The 17,375-nt window shown below is 58.8% G+C and carries 18 protein-coding genes; 8 read left to right on the top strand and 10 right to left on the bottom strand.

Features of this window, described 5'->3' with window-relative positions; genetic code table 11:
• Positions 1 to 161: 161 nt before the first annotated feature.
• Positions 162 to 1,286, bottom strand: a complete 1,125-nt coding sequence (locus CKW26_RS05995; protein WP_095047875.1) for an alkene reductase — start codon at positions 1,284 to 1,286, stop codon at positions 162 to 164.
• Positions 1,287 to 1,389: 103 nt separating this feature from the next.
• Entirely contained in the window at positions 1,390 to 2,067 is a 678-nt protein-coding gene (locus tag CKW26_RS05990; RefSeq protein WP_095047874.1) for a type 1 glutamine amidotransferase domain-containing protein, read from the bottom strand.
• A gap of 212 nt (positions 2,068 to 2,279) precedes the next feature.
• Here CKW26_RS05990 and CKW26_RS05985 point away from each other — a divergent pair, with 212 nt between their 5' ends.
• The 3 genes from CKW26_RS05985 to ycaC all read left to right on the top strand — a co-directional run bounded on the left by CKW26_RS05985 (position 2,280) and on the right by ycaC (position 6,577).
• Positions 2,280 to 2,864 carry a TetR/AcrR family transcriptional regulator gene (locus CKW26_RS05985; protein WP_095047873.1) on the top strand — a complete coding sequence of 195 codons (585 nt, stop codon included), beginning with the start codon at positions 2,280 to 2,282 and terminating at the stop codon, positions 2,862 to 2,864.
• Between the two features lie 164 nt (positions 2,865 to 3,028).
• Positions 3,029 to 5,155 (top strand): TonB-dependent siderophore receptor, encoded by a 2,127-nt coding sequence (locus CKW26_RS05980; RefSeq protein ID WP_095047872.1) that lies wholly within the window; start codon positions 3,029 to 3,031, stop codon positions 5,153 to 5,155.
• A 789-nt stretch (positions 5,156 to 5,944) separates the two neighbouring features.
• The gene (gene ycaC, locus CKW26_RS05975; protein WP_007916011.1) at positions 5,945 to 6,577 is read left to right on the top strand and encodes an isochorismate family cysteine hydrolase YcaC; all 633 of its coding nucleotides are present in this window, start codon (positions 5,945 to 5,947) and stop codon (positions 6,575 to 6,577) included.
• Positions 6,578 to 6,650: 73 nt separating this feature from the next.
• Here the strand turns inward: ycaC and CKW26_RS05970 are convergent, their stop codons facing one another.
• From CKW26_RS05970 to CKW26_RS05955, 4 genes are all read right to left on the bottom strand, one after another.
• Positions 6,651 to 7,571: a LysR family transcriptional regulator gene (locus CKW26_RS05970; RefSeq protein ID WP_095047871.1), complete on the bottom strand. Its 921-nt coding sequence runs from the start codon at positions 7,569 to 7,571 to the stop codon at positions 6,651 to 6,653.
• A gap of 93 nt (positions 7,572 to 7,664) precedes the next feature.
• Positions 7,665 to 8,375, bottom strand: a complete 711-nt coding sequence (locus tag CKW26_RS05965) for an SDR family NAD(P)-dependent oxidoreductase (protein ID WP_095047870.1) — start codon at positions 8,373 to 8,375, stop codon at positions 7,665 to 7,667.
• A 49-nt stretch (positions 8,376 to 8,424) separates the two neighbouring features.
• Complete coding sequence (locus CKW26_RS05960) at positions 8,425 to 9,081, bottom strand: DsbA family oxidoreductase (protein ID WP_095047869.1); 657 nt, start codon at positions 9,079 to 9,081, stop codon at positions 8,425 to 8,427.
• A complete protein-coding gene (locus CKW26_RS05955) occupies positions 9,078 to 9,293 on the bottom strand; it encodes a 4-oxalocrotonate tautomerase family protein (RefSeq protein ID WP_095047868.1) in 216 nt (71 codons plus the stop codon). The genes CKW26_RS05960 and CKW26_RS05955 overlap by 4 nt, the downstream gene beginning before the upstream one ends.
• Positions 9,294 to 9,727: 434 nt before the next feature.
• Here CKW26_RS05955 and CKW26_RS05950 point away from each other — a divergent pair, with 434 nt between their 5' ends.
• From CKW26_RS05950 to CKW26_RS05935, 4 genes are all read left to right on the top strand, one after another.
• Entirely contained in the window at positions 9,728 to 10,243 is a 516-nt protein-coding gene (locus tag CKW26_RS05950; protein ID WP_008084998.1) for an Hcp family type VI secretion system effector, read from the top strand.
• Between the two features lie 126 nt (positions 10,244 to 10,369).
• Positions 10,370 to 11,206 (top strand): type VI secretion system tip protein TssI/VgrG, encoded by an 837-nt coding sequence (gene tssI / locus CKW26_RS05945; protein WP_256579875.1) that lies wholly within the window; start codon positions 10,370 to 10,372, stop codon positions 11,204 to 11,206.
• Between the two features lie 181 nt (positions 11,207 to 11,387).
• Positions 11,388 to 11,729: a hypothetical protein gene (locus tag CKW26_RS05940; protein WP_095047867.1), complete on the top strand. Its 342-nt coding sequence runs from the start codon at positions 11,388 to 11,390 to the stop codon at positions 11,727 to 11,729.
• Between the two features lie 92 nt (positions 11,730 to 11,821).
• Complete coding sequence (locus CKW26_RS05935) at positions 11,822 to 12,085, top strand: PAAR domain-containing protein (protein ID WP_011333757.1); 264 nt, start codon at positions 11,822 to 11,824, stop codon at positions 12,083 to 12,085.
• 351 nt (positions 12,086 to 12,436) lie between these two features.
• On the opposite strand, the gene CKW26_RS05925 is transcribed toward CKW26_RS05935, so the two are convergent.
• Both CKW26_RS05925 and CKW26_RS05920 read right to left on the bottom strand, forming a co-directional pair.
• Positions 12,437 to 13,132: a class I SAM-dependent methyltransferase gene (locus tag CKW26_RS05925; RefSeq protein ID WP_281062960.1), complete on the bottom strand. Its 696-nt coding sequence runs from the start codon at positions 13,130 to 13,132 to the stop codon at positions 12,437 to 12,439.
• Positions 13,133 to 13,255: 123 nt separating this feature from the next.
• Complete coding sequence (locus tag CKW26_RS05920; RefSeq protein WP_093431666.1) at positions 13,256 to 14,305, bottom strand: NAD(P)-dependent alcohol dehydrogenase; 1,050 nt, start codon at positions 14,303 to 14,305, stop codon at positions 13,256 to 13,258.
• A 188-nt stretch (positions 14,306 to 14,493) separates the two neighbouring features.
• On the opposite strand from CKW26_RS05920, the gene CKW26_RS05915 reads away from it, so the two are divergent.
• A complete protein-coding gene (locus CKW26_RS05915; protein WP_095047864.1) occupies positions 14,494 to 15,420 on the top strand; it encodes a Gfo/Idh/MocA family protein in 927 nt (308 codons plus the stop codon).
• Between the two features lie 79 nt (positions 15,421 to 15,499).
• Here CKW26_RS05915 and CKW26_RS05910 read toward each other — a convergent pair whose 3' ends face one another.
• The gene (locus CKW26_RS05910) at positions 15,500 to 16,438 is read right to left on the bottom strand and encodes an AraC family transcriptional regulator (RefSeq protein WP_095047863.1); all 939 of its coding nucleotides are present in this window, start codon (positions 16,436 to 16,438) and stop codon (positions 15,500 to 15,502) included.
• A gap of 11 nt (positions 16,439 to 16,449) precedes the next feature.
• Positions 16,450 to 17,283, bottom strand: coding sequence for an oxidoreductase (locus tag CKW26_RS05905; RefSeq protein ID WP_095047862.1), 834 nt, complete (start codon positions 17,281 to 17,283; stop codon positions 16,450 to 16,452).
• Between the last annotated feature and the right edge of the window lie 92 nt (positions 17,284 to 17,375).

The raw sequence follows: 17,375 nt of genomic DNA, 5'->3' as shown, positions 1-17,375 counted from the left end.
CCTGCGGGAGCGAGCCTGCTCGCGAAGGCGTCGTCACATTCAACATTTTGGCTGACTGACACGCCGCTTTCGCGAGCAGGCTCGCTCCCACAAGGGCTTTCACTGCGACTCGGATGAACGCTCCCGCTGTTGCGGGAGCGCTTGACGCCGCGTGGAAAGGGTTAGCCGGGATAAACGGGGTAATCCACATAGCCCTCGGCGTTGCCGCCATACACCGTCGCCGGGTTCAGCGCGTTCAACGGCCAGTCATTGGCAATCCGCGCCGGCAGGTCGGGGTTGGCCATGAACGGGCGGCCGAAAGCGATCAGATCCGCCAGCCCGGAGTCGAGCAGTTGCACCCCGGATTCGGCGGTATAGCGCCCGGCGTAAATGATCGCGCCGCTGAAGGTTGCGCGCACGGCCTGACGAAACGTCAACGGCATCGCCGGGGCGTTGTCCCAATCGGCTTCGGCGATCGACAGATAGGCGATGCCCACGTCCTGCAGCACTTTGATCGCTTCGATGTAAGTCGTGTGCGGGTCTTCCTCGACCATGCCCAAATAGGTCCGCGCTTCATCAGTGGTGGTGAACAGCGGGGCGAAGCGCACGCCGACTTTTTCCTTGCCGATGCATTCGGCAACACCGGCCACCACTTCGCGCAGAAAACGCAGGCGATTGTCCAGCGAGCCGCCGTACTGATCGGTGCGCAGATTGCTGTGGGCCGAGATGAACTGGTTGACCAGATAACCGTTGGCGCAGTGCAATTCGATGCCATCGAAACCCGCGTCCATGGCGTTGCGCGCAGCCTGGATATACAGCTGCACCAGTTCCTGAACTTCATCAGTGCTCAGTGCGCGAGGTGCTGACGGTGGAACCAGTTCACCGGCGCCGGGCGCGGTTTCGATAAACACGCTGACGCGGTCGGTGGCCACGGCGGAGGCTGAAACCGGAGCTGCGCCGTTGGGCTGCAACGCGGTGTGCGAGACACGGCCAACGTGCCACAACTGGGCGAAAATCACCCCGTCCACGGCATGCACGGCGTCGGTGACTTTGCGCCAACCGGCGATTTGCTCAGGCGTATGAATGCCCGGCGTCCACGCATAACCCTGGCCACGAGGTTCGATTTGTGTGCCTTCGGTGACCAGCAAACCGGCGCCGGCGCGCTGTTGGTAATACTCGGCCATCAGCTCGTTGGCGATATTGCCCGGTTGCGTGCTGCGCTGACGGGTGAGAGGCGGCAGGACGATACGGTTTTTCAGGGTGTGATGACCCAGTTTGGCGGGGGTGAAGAAACTGCTGTGGTTCATGAATGACCTTGCTCGTGGTTTATTAGACCAGTCGTCTATTGGCTGGGCGAAAAAATAACGCCGGGCAACACGCACCCGGCGTTTGGAAGGGTTGTTCGAGGTTTTAGCCGAGCATCTTCAGCAGTTTCTCGGCGACGGCGGCGGAACTGGCCGGATTCTGGCCAGTGACCAGTTGCCCGTCGGCGACCACATGAACCTGCCAGTCAGCGACTTTCGAGTAATAACCGCCGAGACGCTGGAACTCGTCTTCGATCAGGAACGGCACCACGTCCGTCAGGCCGACTGCCTCTTCTTCGGCGTTGGTGAAGCCGGTGACCTGGCGATGCTGCACCAGCGGTTTGCCGTCAGCGGTAAGGACATGACGCAATACACCCGGTGCATGGCAGACGAAACCGTGGGGTTTGTTGGCGCGGTCAAACGCTTCGATCAACGCGATTGACTGCTTGTCTTCGGCCAGATCCCACAGCGGGCCATGGCCACCCGGGTAAAACACGGCATCAAAGTCATCAGCGTTGACGTCGGCCAAGCGGCCGGTGTTGGCCAGTGCCTGTTGTGCGGCCAGGTCCTGGCGGAAGCGATCGGTCTCGGCGGTTTGAGCATCAGGCTCATCGCTTTTCGGGTCGAGCGGCGGCTGGCCACCGGCTGGCGAAACCAGGGTGACGTCGGCGCCGGCGTCCTTGAAGGCGTAGTAGGGCGCGGCGAATTCTTCCAGCCAGAAGCCGGTTTTCTTGCCGGTGTCGCCGAGTTGATCGTGGGAAGTCAGAACCATCAAGATTTTCATAGAGCACCTTGCGTAGGTTGGGCGTCTTCGATTGGGCGAAACATTCGCGCATCGGCCACACCGGTCAGAAAACGTTTGTCGGGGCGCAGCATAGATTCCAATTAGACCAGTCGTCTAGTAATTTTTTATCCTGCGGTTTTTCATCGACAGGTATGGCAAACTTCCGTTCCTCCAAATATACGACTGGTCTATTGCCTGGTAATTCGCGCCCAATGAAACCGACCTACGACGACACCCGCCAACACTTGCTCGACACCGGCCACCGGATGATGGCTGAGAAGGGCTTCACCAGTGTCGGCCTCAACGAAATCCTGCAAACCGCCGGTGTGCCCAAGGGCTCGTTCTATCACTACTTCAAATCCAAAGAGTTGTACGGTCAGGCGTTGCTGGCGGATTACTTCGTCGATTACCTCGCTGACATGGAACGGCGCCTGACGCTGCCGGGGCTGAGCGCCTATGAGCGGCTGATGGATTACTGGCAGGGCTGGCAGAACCGCTGCACCCTCGAAGGCCACGGAGATGAGTGTCTGGTAGTGAAACTCAGTGCCGAAGTCGCCGACCTGTCGGAGTCGATGCGCCTGACCTTGCGCGATGGCGCCGAGCAAGTGGTGGCGCGCATCACTCTGTGCATCGAGCAGGGCCAGGCCGAAAACAGCCTGCCCGCAGGCGACGCCCGGCATCTGGCGGAAACCCTTTATCAGCTGTGGTTGGGCGCCAGTTTGCTGAACAAATTGCAGCGTACCGGGCAGTCGCTGCAGACCTCGATGGCGATGACGAAACAACTATTGCACGTTTGACCAAGGTTTTTGTGCGACGCAATGGGTGACCTACCTGTCGGCACTCGATCGGTTAGATATACGAATGGGAATAAGTTTCAATAACGGAACGCTTGGTATACCATCGCCGCGTTTTGCTGGCGGTTTTACCCTTCGTTCTGGCCTATTCGTAAGGTTTTCATTTCATGCGTCGTACTCTGCTTTCAATTTGCGTGCTGCAGGCGTTGTCCCCTTCCTCATGGGCCGAACAGGCCGAATCAACACCCGCAACGCTAGAGCTGGAGGCGACCGACGTGGTCGGTACAGCGGATTACGAACGGGCTGACGGCCCGGTGCAGGGTTACCGCGCCACACGTTCTGCCAGTGCCACCCGTACCGACACCTCGATCCATGAAACCCCGCAATCGATCAGCGTGGTCACCAAGGATGCTGTCGAAGACCTCGGCGCCACGCGTCTGCAAGATGCGCTGGATTATGCCGGTGGTGTGGGCCGGGCGAACAATTTTGGCGGGCAGGGCCTGACGACGTTCACCGTGCGCGGTTTCACCACCGGCGAGTTCTACCGCAACGGCTTCCCGATCAATCGCGGCTACCCGAACATGCCCGACGCCAACACCATCGAGCGTCTGGAAGTGCTGCGCGGGCCGGCGACGATGCTCTACGGCCGTGGCGATCCCGGCGGCACCTTCAATGTCGTTTCCAAGCAGCCGTTGGCCGAGCGTACGGTCACGTTGGGCAGCCAGTTGAACGATCAAGGCATGAAGCGCGGCACCCTGGACGCCTCCGGCCCGCTGGATGAAGAGGGGCGCCTGGCCTATCGATTGAACGTGGTGGGTGAGGGCGGCGATACCTTCCGCGATCACGTCGAGACTGAGCGCTACGGCATCACGCCAGTGCTGACCTGGCAGGCCAGCGATACTACTCGAGTGATCTTCGAGGGTGATTTCATGCGCAACAATCATCCGCTGGATCGCGGTGTGACGCGTTACGCCAAGCAGATCGGCACCGCCTCGCGTGACACGTTTTTCGGCGAAAAAGACGCCGGCAAATTGCACAACGACAACAACATGGCGCAACTGCGTTTCGAACATCTGCTCAATGATGACTGGACGCTGGGCGGTGGTTTCCAGTGGCTCGACGGTTCGCTTGAGGGCAATGCGATCGAGGCCAACGGCATTGCCGATGACGGTCGAACCCTGGGGCGCAACTTCAACTACCGCAAACTGGAATGGACCGACAAGGACACCCAGCTCAATCTGACCGGGCATTTCAGCACTGGTGGTTTGCAGCACACCTTGTTGACCGGCATTGAGTATGAAGATTATGACTACAAGTCGATCATTCAGCGCTCCAGCGGCGCGTTCGGCGCCTACCCGATCGACATCTTCGATCCGGTCTACGGCCAGCCGCGTCCGGCACTGACGCGCACGCCAACCCACGACAAGGAAAACCTCAAGACTTACGCCGCGTTTGTACAGGATCAGGTCGCGTTGACCGAGCGTCTGAAGGTCTTGGCCGGCGCACGTTTTGAGCGTTTCGAGCACGACTATGAAACCTATGTGCCGGGCGGCAAAAACTGGCAGGCCAGTGATAACGCGGTGACCCCGCGCATCGGCGTGACCTACGACCTGACCGAGACCCTGGCGATCTATGCCGACACGGCGCGCTCGTTCAAACCCAATACCGGCGCGAGTCGTACGGGCGGAGGCTTCGCACCGGAGAAGGGCAAGTCCTACGAAATGGGCATCAAGTGGGAAGCGCTGGACCATCAGTTGAGCGTGGATGCGGCGATCTACCAGATCGAAAAACGCAATGTGCTGACCACTGACCCGGTTGACTCGACCTTCAACGTCGCCGCCGGAGAAGTGCGCAGCCGTGGTTTCGACCTGAACGTCGCCGGCAACCTGACACCCGAATGGCGAGTGATCGGCGGCTACGCCTACGTCGATGCCGAGGTGACCAAGGACAATGTGATCCGCTCTGGCACGCGCCTGATGAACATTCCGCAAAACAGCTTCAGCCTGCTCAACGTCTACGAGTTTCAGGACGGTGCGCTAAAAGGCCTTGGCCTGGGCACCGGACTCAAGTATGTCGACCAGCGTGCCGGGCAAACCGCCAATACCGCGTTCTCGATGGACAGTTACACCGTTGTCGACCTGCTCGGCTTCTACAAGGTCAACGAGAAAGTGCGGCTCAACCTTGACCTGAAAAACCTGTTTGACCGCGATTATGAAGAGGGCGCGTTCGGTAACGTCTACGCCTATCCAGGTTCACCAAGAACCGTGCAGGTGGGGATTTCCTACACCTTGTAAGCCGAGCTCGACGCTGCAACGGCAGCCCCTCACCCCAGCCCTCTCCCGGAGGGAGAGGGAGCCGACCGAGGCGTCTTGCGTAAGCATCGACCTGAAAGATCGCGTCGATTACGCGGGCATCGGCGATGCTTGGCGGTATTGAATTCACCGGCGCTATTGCACATGGCGTTCATCGCCAATATCCCCCAATCGGTCCCCTCTCTTCGGGGAGAGGGAGCCGACCGAGGCGTCTTGCGTTACGCATCGAACTGACAGGTCGTGTCGATTACGCGGGCATCGGCAATGCTTGACGGTATTGGATTCACCGGCGCTATTGCACGTCGGCGTTCATCGCCAATATCCCCCAATCGGTCCCCTCTCCTCGGGGAGAGGGAGCCGACCGAGGCGTCTTGCGTTATGCATCGAACTGACAGGTCGCGTCGATTACGCGGGCATCGGCAATGCTTGGCGGTATTGAATTCACCGGCGCTATTGCACATGGCGTTCATCGCCAAATATCCCCCCATCGGTCCCCTCTCCTGAGGGAGAGGGCTAGGGTGAGGGCAGCTGCTTCGGCACATGCCCGTTAGTGAGCGGGTGCTCGAACGCAGGATGCACGCGGCGCGCAATTTCCTGCTCAACAGCACGCGCTCGGTGGGCGAGGTGGCGCGATTGTGGTCGCTAGAGATTGTCCTTTTTGAGTTGACGGATAAACGCTTTTCAGCCGATTTATCCCGTTCCTGTGCGTCAGTAATCTGTACCCAACTTGAACGCAACAACAACTTCAAAAACTCAAAAGGGAAGCAAATCATGACCACTCCAACCTACAACCGCCTCAACAAAGACGACGCCATCGTGCTGCTGGTTGACCACCAGACCGGCCTGATTTCCCTGGTGCAGGACTTCTCGCCAAACGAGTTCAAGAACAACGTGCTGGCCCTGGCGGATCTGGCCAAGTTCTTCGAACTGCCAACCATCCTCACCACCAGTTTCGAACAAGGCCCGAACGGCCCGCTGGTACCGGAGTTGAAAGAGATGTTCCCGGACGCGCCGTACATCGCTCGTCCAGGTCAGATCAACGCCTGGGACAACGAAGACTTCGTCAAGGCGATCAAAGCCACTGGCCGCAAGCAGATCATCATTGCCGGTGTGGTAACGGATGTGTGTGTAGCGTTCCCGACCTTGTCGGCGCTGGCGGAAGGGTTCGACGTGTTTGTGGTAACTGATGCTTCCGGCACCTTCAACACCACTGTGCAACAAGCCGCGTGGAGTCGCATGACCCAGGCCGGTGCGCAGATGATGAACTGGTTCTCGGTGGCCTGTGAGCTGCACCGCGACTGGCGCAACGATATTGAAGGCTTGGGTAATCTGCTGTCGCAGCGGATTCCCAACTACCGCAACCTGATGAACAGCTACTCGGCGCTCACCGCTCAGCAGAAGTAAGCCTGCGCGATCCAAACGAAAGCCTGCCCTGAAAAGCAGGCTTTTGTCATTTGCTGCGCCGATTTAATCCGCGTTAACCGGCCCACTCATCACGAAACTGCAGCAGAAAATCGACAAAAGCCCTGACCCGTTGCGGCACATAGCGGCCGTGCGGGTAGAGCAAGGTGTAAGGTCGTGAGCGGCCGGCGTACGGCTCGAGCACCTCGACGAGTCTGCCGTCGGCCAGTTCTTTTTCGACAATGAATTTGTAGGTCTGAAAGACCCCGGCGCCATGCTTGGCCAGGGTCACGCCACCGAGCACATCATCAGAACAGGAGTAGCCGCCGTCGGAATACACTTCACGGTCGTGGCCGTTTTCCTCGAACAGCCAGGAGATCCGCCGTCCGCTGCTCGGCAGTTCGAACTGAATGCATTCGTGTTGCACCAGGTCTTCCAGCGTCTGCGGTGTGCCAGCCTTTTTCAGATAGTCGGGAGACGCGACCACCACCAGTTTTGCATCCTCCAACAGGCGCGCGACCATGGTCGAGTCCGGTTGGGCGCGGACGCGGATCGCCAGATCGTAGCCTTCGCCGACAAAGTCGATATTGCGGTTGCCCAAGTGGATGTCGACGGTGACGTCAGGGTAGAGCGCACGGAATTTCGGCAGCAGCGGCAGGATGCGGTGATGGCCGTAAGTGGTGGGAAGGCTGATGCGCAACAGCCCTGAGGGTGACGACTGTGCGCCCATGACTTCTTGTTGCGCCTCGACCAATTGCGTCAGCGCCTGGCTGCACTGGAGAAAAAAGTTTCTACCGGCCTCGGTCAAGCGAATGCTGCGCGTGGTGCGGGCAAACAAGCGTGAACCCAATCTTTTTTCGAGGCGAAGAATCGACCGGCTCACGGCGGCCGGAGTTACACCGGCGAGCTGCGCGGCAGCGGTAAAACTGCCGGCTTCAGCGGCGAGGCAAAACAGTTCGATACTGCCCAATTGCAAGTCATCAAAATGGCGCTTCATGTGAGTACACCGAGGATCAACTGACGGTTCATTCTCAGGCTTATCTCATGAAGCGGCACCGCCGGTACACACCGACGGCGCTGCGGGGAGGTATCAATGGCCAGCGCTTTGACCACCATCGACATGGAGGATTTCGCCAGTGACGAAGTTCGCGCCGTCCAGGTACAGGATCGCCTGCACGATGTCATCGATCTCGCCCATATGTCCAACCGGGTGCAGGCTGCCGAGGGCGGCGTGAGTTTCTTCGCCGTGCATCGGCGTTTTGATGATGCCGGGCGATACCGCGTTGACCCGAATACCACGCTTGGCGTACTCGATGGCCAGAGACTTGGTCGCCGCGTTGATGCCACCCTTGGTCAGCGAAGCGAGCACCGACGGTACGCCGTCAATCGCGTGGTCGACTAGGCTGGTGGTGACGCTGACGATATGGCCGCTGGCGTTTTTCTCCATTTCGGCAATTGCCAGTTGCGAGATATGGAAGAAGCCGCTCATGTTGGTCGCCACGACCTGTGCGTAGTCTTCTTTGCTGTATTCGGTGAAGGGTTTGGCGACGAAGATCCCGGCGTTGTTGACCAGCGTATCGATACGGCCGAAATGTGCGACGGCTTCACGGATCACGCGCTCGGCGGTCTGCGGGTCGGCGATGTCACCGGCGACGGCGAGAATGTCCGGGTCAGTGGACGGTTTGATCGAGCGGGATGTCGCGACAACCTGATAGCCGCGCTCACGGAATCCCTTGACCAGGCCTGCGCCAATGCCTTGCGAGGCGCCGGTAATCACTACAACTTTCTTGGACGTGCTCATGATGTTTCCTCATGCAATCTGGATGGTTTGAATAAACGGATTTCGAAGGTCAGGCGTGAGCCGCAACCTGTGCTGCCTGACGTAACGCTTGCTCGTAATAAGCGACGGACTGGGAACCGGGGATGACCTGTTTGTCATCAAGAACCATGGCCGGAACCGAATCGATGCCGCGTTGCTGATAAAACCGTTCGAGTTCGCGCACTGCTTGGCTGAACTCAGCGGTGGCCAGCAGCTCTTGCGCACGCTGGCCATCGAGTCCGACTGCGCCTGCCAGTGTCACCAGCGTGGCGTGGTCATTCGGGTTCTTGCCGTCAGTGAAGTAGGCCTTGAGCAGCGCCTGCTTCAACTCACGCTGACGTCCTTGTGTGGCGGCCCAGAACAGCAGTCGATGGGCGTCGAAGGTGTTGTGGAAATGGCTGCGTTTTTCCAGGTCGAAGTGAAAACCGATCTGCTCGCCGCGTTCGATGATCATCGCGTTACGGTCCGCCACTTGCTCGGCGCTGCGTCCGTATTTGCGCATCATGTGCTCGATGGCGTGTTCACCTTCGGCGGGCATGTCGGGGTTCAGTTCGAACGGTTTGTAGGTCAGCTCCACGTCGACTTCGCCTGCCAGGTTGCGGATCGCTTGCTCCAGAGCGGTGGCGCCCAACGCGCACCAAGGGCAAACGACATCCGAGACGAAATCGATTTTCACGGCCCGGCTCATGACTGCGAGTCCGACAGCTGCTGGCGATACTCGGTGGTGGTGATGCCGGCATAACCCCAGTTATCGGTGTCGACTTCTTCGATCACGATGTGGGTGAGTTTCGGATCCTTGTGCAGCACCCGCTCCATCGTTTCGGTGATTTCCTTGATGACCTGGGCTTTCTGCTCCCGGGTCACGCCGTCACGGGTGATACGTACGCTGATGAAAGGCATTTGGGGTATCTCCAGTCGCTGGCCCGTCGGAGTGATGGGCGGCTGTTGGAGAGGACTTTAAGAGGCAGGCGGGAATTGATAAATGGGGCTTGAGGTACATCATTTGTGATGTGGTGTATCAAATGGCTGCGTGCGGTGAAGTGCGCAAGAAGTTGCGCAGTACCTGGCCTGTTTTCATCCGGAAAAGTCTGTGCAGGCCTTATGAACCGGGGCTTTCAGCCAAGTGCGCAACTTCTTGCACACCACTGCGCCAAAAGTTGCGCACTTTTATTTGTTTAATCTCGTTTATTCAAAGGTCGGCGTACGGGTCGTTTGTTTAAGGCGCTGAAGAATAATGGTTTTGTGATAGCTGGCATGGAGTTTGACAGCTCAAGCCTGCCCGGACAGGCAATGGTGCCTGTCCGGTTGTGTGTTTTAAGCAAGGAGAGCATCCCATGGCAACACCAGCGTACATGTCGGTTACCGGCGAAAAACAAGGTCTGATCACTGCCGGCGCGTTCACCGCCGATTCCGTTGGCAACACCTTTCAGGAAGGTCATGAAGACCAGGTCATGGTGCAGGCTTTCACCCACGACGTGATCATCCCGCGTGACCCACAATCCGGTCAGCCAACCGGTCAGCGCGTGCACAAGCCAGTGGTCATCACCAAGGTCTACGACAAGGCTTCGCCTCTGCTGCAAGCTGCGCTGACTTCCGGCGAGCGCATGAGCGAAATCGTTATCCAGTGGTACCGCACTTCGGCGCAAGGCACCCAAGAGCACTACTACACCACCAAACTGGAAGACGCGATCATCGTCGCCATCAACAACAAAATGCACAACTGCCAGGATCCAGGCAACGCGCATTTCACCCACCTGGAAGAAGTGCAGTTCACCTACCGCAAAATCACCTGGACCCACGAAGTTTCCGGTACTTCGGGTTCCGATGACTGGCGTGCTCCAGTCGTTTAATCGCGGCTGATGGTTGTACCGCCCCGGCTGGCATCGCTGGTCGGGGCGCACTCACTTTTAAAGAATTTATCGCGTCAGATTCTTGCAATCTGAGGCGCGTCGCAGCACTGCGCGAGGGACAAGGGAATGTTCTCACCGGCCAACCAGCCTCATTTCAATCTGACCGTCGATGGCGTCGACAGCGATTTCCAAGTGCTGTCGTTTACCGGTCGTGAGGCACTCAACACGCCATTCGAATTCGAGCTGGAACTGGTCAGCGAAAAGGCCTCGATCAACCTCGAAAGCGTGCTGCACAAACTGGCGTTTCTTCAGCTGTCGCCAACTGGCACTGGCATTCACGGGCTGGTCTACAGCATTGCCCAGGGCGAGGCGGGCAAGCGCCTGACCCGCTACAAGATTTCCCTGCGCCCGCAACTGGCCTACCTCGCGCACCGGGTCAATCAGCGCATCTTCCAGCAGATGACCGTGCAGCAGATCATCAGCCAGGTGCTGGAAGAACACGGCATTCTCGCCAGCGACTACCACTTCCAGCTCAGCGCGATTTACCCCGAGCGCATTTACTGCGTGCAGTACGACGAGTCGGACCTGGATTTCATCCAGCGCTTGTGTGAAGAGGAGGGCATTCACTACCACTTCCAGCACACGTCCAGCGGCCACAAACTGACCTTCGGCGATGACCAGACAGTGTTCCCGAAACTCGCGCCAGTGGCCTATCAGCAGGACTCCGGACTGGTCGCCGACAAACCGGTGGTCAAACGTTTCGGCCTGCGTCTGGCCACCCGCACCAGCCGCACCACGCGCCGTGATTACGACTTCGTCAAACCGAAGATCGAGCTGGAAAGCGATGCCAAAACCTGGCATTACAAAGCCTTACGCTCGAAGTTCGGCGTGTGGGCCTACTACGGCGCAAACCGCCTCGGTACAGGGCCTACCTTGTGTGGTGTGTGGAACCGTGGCGCCTAAAATGGTTGCTGATCACAAAGATGCCTTGGTGGTGGAGTATTATCGAACGGGCACTAACGATGTGACGCATCAGTCCTCGTTGTTGGCTGTGCAGTCACACTGCCCCGTCTGCTCAAAAAAACAGGGTGGGCATGCATCATCGTATTCAAAATGTATGAAAACCAAGCTGGGGATCTGATTTATGCAAAAGGCTGACGCTGTTTATCCGGACCAGGCGCAAACAGAAATCTGTAGCAAGTATGGAATGCCTGTGCAACCGCCCGAAGAGATGGTCGCGATCGCTATTGACTCGCTTGGCAAGTCGCCGATTTATGGCACAAGAGTTCAATTGCCGGAAGACGGCAATATCAGCTGGTTTATTCACTGTGGTGAGTTCTCTGACGCGGATGACTTCTACAAGCCTGTCCATGTTCACCACCTGAGTGAAATGTTGCCTCAGGTTGTGAATTATCTTTGTCTGCCCACTGGCGCAAAATTCATCATCGATACAGCCGACTATGAAGATGTCTGGATGGCTGAGTAAGGAGTATTGAAGCCGGTTCACCACCGGTTTCGCGTTTGATTGATCCCGTGGATCAATTGGAATATCAGCGGCTTGGTCAAAGGAGTGACAACATGAAAGACGCCATTCGCTTGGGCGACTCCACCACTCACGGTGGCAAGGTCCTCGAAGCCTTCTCCCGGACTGACCTCAATGGCAAGCCGATTGCCGGTGTCGGTCACAAGGTCAGTTGCCCGTTGTGCAAAGGGATATTCCCGATTGCCGAGGGCAGCAGCACCTACACCGTCGATGGCACGCCCATCGCGCTCGATGGCATGAAAACCGCCTGTGGCGCTGCGCTGATTGCCAGTGGCCCGAAGGGTGCGGTCGTCAGCTGAGTGCTGTAATGCCGCTGACGGAGAGCCAGCGGCGTGGCGTTTGACCTTAGTGAAGAAATGTAATTTGAATGCAGTGGGCGGTAGCGGCTGCGGAGGAAGGCAATGACGTCAGGGTTTTCAAGCGAACTCAGAACTCTCTCCGCCAGAGATTTACAACGTTATCCCTCAACTGTAATTCAAGGGAGGGCAGCATCACGTCACCGTCACACTTGGACTCCCGTTCAAGTGTGACGGTGACAAAAGCAAAGCCCAGGGACGAAAGGGCGAAGTGTTGACGTGAGGTCAATACCAGAATCTGGAAGCGAGCCTGCCCGCGGAATTGGCGCATGCGCACCTGCCGGCCACGGCTTCTCAAGCCAGCAACTGCGCGATCCACTCAGCCTGTCGCGTGATCTCTCGTACCTTCGCCTCGGGCAAAGCCTGCTGCGCCCGGGCGAACTGACCGAGGGTCTTTTGCTTTTCGTTCAGTATGCGTTGCCACTTGGCCAGAAACTCCGGACTGCGTGCCTGCATCTGTAGCGGGCCGAAGTACAGTTCTTGACCGGTGTAGGTCACTGGTTCAGCGCGTTCGGCCACGATGATTTCGTAGTCGAAGCGGTTCTCCCGCAGCAGCTCTTCGCTGAGGATGCGGTAGCCGTTTTCCATCAGCCATTGGCGCAACGGTTGCTCGCCGCCGTTGGGTTGCAGGATCAGACGTTCCTCGCCGCTGAGGTGGGCCTTGCCGTTGTCGAGGATGTCACGGATGGTTTCACCGCCCATGCCGCAGATGCTGACGGCGGTGATGCCGTCGTCGGGTTTGATCGCCGCCAGACCATCCGCCCGGCGCACGCTGATGCGCTGCTGCAGATCATTCTCGCGCACGGTGCGTTCAGCCGCGTGGAACGGCGTCGCCGCAACCTCGCCAGCCACCGCCGCAGTGATCAAACCACGACGCATCAGCGCCACCGGCAGATAGCCGTGATCCGAGCCGATATCCGCCAGTCGCGCACCGGCAGGTACGTGGGCAGCCACCCGCTCGAGGCGCATGGACAATGTCTGTTCGTTCAACGGCAACCCCTTGATGGCAGGCAAAGGGGTGCGACTCTGGCGAGCAACGCCGGGCCTGTCAAATCCCGGCGACGGAATTCAATGGCCCATTGGCCGCGCTTAATGGCCAATGGGCGCTGAGGTTTAGCCGGCCAACGTTGCGTTATCGATCACGAAACGATACTTCACGTCACCCTTGAGCATGCGCTCGTAGGCGTCGTTGATCTGGTCGGCGCGGATCAGTTCGATGTCGGAAACGATGCCGTGCTCGGCGCAGAAATCCAGCATCTCCTGGGTTTCCGGGATGCCGCCGATCATCGAACCGGCAATCGTGCGGCGCTTCATGATCAGATTGAACACGTTCGGCGAAGGGTGCGAGGTGGCCGGCGCACCCACCAGCGTCAACGCACCATCTCGCTTGAGCAGCACGAGGAATGCATCGAGATCGTGCGGCGCGGCGACTGTGTTGAGGATCAAGTCGAAACTCTTGGCGTGGGCGGCCATTTCTTCGGCATTGCGCGACACCACCACTTCATCGGCACCCAGCGCTTTGGCCGCTTCGCGTTTGGATTCGGAGGTGGTGAACGCGACAACGTGGGCACCCAGGGCGTGGGCCAGTTTGATGCCCATGTGGCCAAGGCCGCCGATGCCGACCACACCGACTTTTTTGCCCGGGCCAGCGTTCCAGTGGCGCAACGGCGAGTAGGTGGTGATGCCGGCACACAGCAGCGGTGCGACGGCGGCCAGTTGCGCTTCGGGATGACGGATGCGCAGCACGTAGCGTTCATGCACGACGATGTTTTGCGAGTAGCCGCCCAGCGTCCAGCCCGGTGCATCCGGGGTCGGGAAGTTGTAGGTGCCGATCATGCCGTCGCAGTAGTTTTCCAGCCCGCTTTCGCAGTCATCGCAATGTTTGCAGCTGTCGACGATGCAACCGACGCCGACCAGATCACCGACCTTGAAATCCGCGACGTGCGCGCCGACAGCCGAAACACGACCGACAATTTCGTGCCCCGGTACGCACGGGAACTGCGTACCGGCCCATTCCGCCCGTACCTGGTGCAGGTCGGAATGGCAGATGCCACAGAACGCGATGTCGATCTGCACATCATGGGCGGCCGGCGCGCGGCGGTTGATCTGCATCGGCTCAAGGGGTTTGTCGCCAGCGTGGGCACCATAGGCTTGAACAAGCATGGGAACATCCTCAATCGGTTTGTCGTAAGGCATTGTTGCTTGTTCAGCGCTGCGGGCAGTAGTGCATTCCTGTGCAATCCTTGCCTGATCCTGTGCGTCGTTGTGACATTGCGCGGACAGACGCTTGTGGCGTTTGCAGGTAATCTCCCGGTTCACTGACGACAACAAAATCAAAACAGGAGTCATTGATGCAACCAATCCGTCTCGGTCTGGTGGGCTACGGCAAGATCGCCCAGGATCAACACGTCCCGGCGATCAACGCCAATCCCGCTTTCCACTTGGTCTCCGTCGCCACTCAAGGCAAACCCTGCGCGGGCGTGGAGAACTTCCAGTCCTTGAGCGAGTTGCTGGAAAACGGTCCGCCGGTGGATGCGATTGCCTTCTGCACGCCGCCGCAAGGTCGTTTTGCGCTGGTGCAGCAAGCACTGGCCGCCGGCAAACACGTGCTGGTGGAAAAACCGCCGTGCGCCACCTTGGGCGAGGCGCTGGCGCTGGTCGATCAGGCTGCCGGGCAGGGCGTCAGCGCCTTGTTTGCCTGGCACTCACGCTACGCGCCCGGCATCGAAGCCGCCCGCGACTGGCTCGCCTCGCGTACCCTGCAAAGCGTGCAGATCGACTGGAAAGAAGACGTGCGCAAATGGCACCCCGGTCAGGCCTGGATCTGGCAACCCGGCGGCCTCGGCGTATTCGATCCGGGCATCAATGCCTTGTCGATCGTCACTCATTTGTTGGCGCTGCCGTTGTTTGTCGAATCGGCTGAACTGCGCGTGCCAAGCAACTGCCAGTCACCAATTGCCGCGTCGATCAAAATGTCCGACCCGCGCCGCCTCGATGTGCGCGCGGAATTTGATTTTGACCATGGGCATGATGAGCTGTGGAGTATCGAGGTGCGTTGCGCTGAAGGCGTGTTGCGCCTGGATAACGGCGGTGCGCTGTTGAGCATCGACGGTGTGCGCCAAGCAGTGTCGGAGGAGGGTGAGTACGCAGCGGTGTATCGGCATTTTCAGCAGTTGATTGGCGACAAGGCCAGTGACCTGGATGTGCAGCCGTTGCGCTTGGTGGCGGACAGTTTCTTTGTCGGCAGTCGGGTGTTGGTTGAGGCGTTTTACGACTAGTGCACCTTCAGCGCTCACCGCTACACACAACGAAAAAGGCCTGCCCTGAAAAGCAGGCTTTTCGTTTGTGGCGTGACCGTCAATGCGACGAAACATACTCCGACGCTGTGGTCGGCAATGGCAGTGCATACGTTGCCTTCATCCATTCAATCTCTGCCTGTGGCGTCCTGCCGAAGAAGCGTTTGAACTCACGACTGAATTGCGAAGCACTTTCATAGCCAACGTTGAAGGCGGCTGCCGAGGCACTCATGGCCTGGCGCAACATCAACAGGCGCGCCTGATGCAAACGCGTCGACTTCAAATACTGCATGGGTGAGGTGTCGGTCACGCTGCGAAAGTGCAGGTGGAAGTTCGGCACGCTCATGCTCGCTTCATGGGCCAGTTGCTCGACGTCGAGTCGCTGCTGATAACAACTATGGATCTTGCGGATCGCACGGGTCACTTTGCCGAAATGTCCCTGTCGGTTGAGCGCGGCGCGCATGGAGCCACCTTGCTCACCGGTCAGGATGCGGTAATAGATTTCCCGCAACAGGGACGGCCCGAGGATTTGCGCTTCGCCGGCAACGCTCATCGCTTCCAGAAAACGCAGGGTGGTTGCCCGCAGTGAAGCGTCCATCGGCGAGGCATACATACCTTTGGGCGGGGCATCGCTTGGGCCATGCACGTCATCCACTTGCAGCATCAACTCGCTGGCCAACTGGAAATCGAGGTGCATGTAGATCGCGAGCATCGGCTCGGTCTCAGTGGCATCGGTCTCCATGGTGAAGGGGATCGGCACCGAGACCACCAGATAGTGCTGGGCGTCATAGACGTAGGTATCCTCTCCCAGATAGCCGCGTTTGCGGCCCTGGCAGAGAATCACGATGCCGGGGTCATACAGCACCGGGGTGCGCGTCAGGGGGCGATTCGAACGCAGGAAGCGCACGCCTTCGAGGGCGCTGAGATTGTAGCCTTCGATCGGTGCGAGGGCTTTCATGAGCTGCACCATGCGCGCGGTGCCTGCATCGACCTGCGTCATCACATCCTCTCTCAATGATCGGTGGACCGGCTCAGCGCTTCCCATTGGTCAATCTCGCTGGCTGCATTTTTCAGTTTGTCACGGACCAGACGCAAGGCGTCACTGCCCAATAGCAAGTGGGCCGGTGGTGTCGGGCTGGCGATGATCTGCAGCATCGCTTGGGCAGCCTTTTGCGGGTCGCCGAGTTGCTTGCCGCTTTTCTCTTCGCGGGCTTTGCGGATCGGATCGAAACTGGCGTCATAGTCGGCAATGCTGCGCGCGGTGCGTTGCATCGAACGGCCCGCCCAATCCGTGCGGAACGAACCCGGTGCGACGGCAGTGACGAAGATGTTGAACGGCTGCAGCTCCTTGCTCAGGGTATCGGAGATCCCTTCGAGCGCAAATTTGCTACCGCAGTAGTAAGCGATGCCCGGCATGGTAATGGTGCCACCCATGGAGGTGATATTGAGGATGTGCCCCGCACGACGCTGGCGAAAGAAGGGCAGAAACGCTTTGATCACCGCCACCGCGCCGAACACGTTGACGTCGAATTGACGACGCATGTCTTGCAGCGGTGATTCTTCGCAAATGCCTTCGTGGCCATATCCGGCGTTGTTGACCAAAACGTCGACGGGACCGTGAGTGGCTTCGACTTGCGCAACGACGCTGTCGATACGCTCGAAATCAGTGACGTCCAGCACCACCCCGTAAGCGTTGTCCGGGGACAGTGCCTGGAAGTTTTTCAGGTCGGTTTCATTGCGCACAGTGCCGATGACACGGTGGCCGTTGGCAATAGCTTCTTTGGCCAGCGCATGGCCGAAACCGCTGCTGACGCCGGTGATGAACAGGGTTTTAGCGTGAGTCATGTCGAGCTCCCATTGGGTCAGGTCTGAGTCCATGGTAGCGATCAGCAAACGGGGGTACCTATGCCGGTTTATCTTCGAGCATTGCCTATTCC

It is taken from the genome of Pseudomonas sp. Irchel s3h9, assembly GCF_900187475.1.
Lineage (GTDB): Bacteria > Pseudomonadota > Gammaproteobacteria > Pseudomonadales > Pseudomonadaceae > Aquipseudomonas > Aquipseudomonas neuropathica.
The sequence above is the reverse complement of the archived record's forward strand: the minus strand, read 5'-3'. Positions and strand labels throughout refer to the sequence as shown.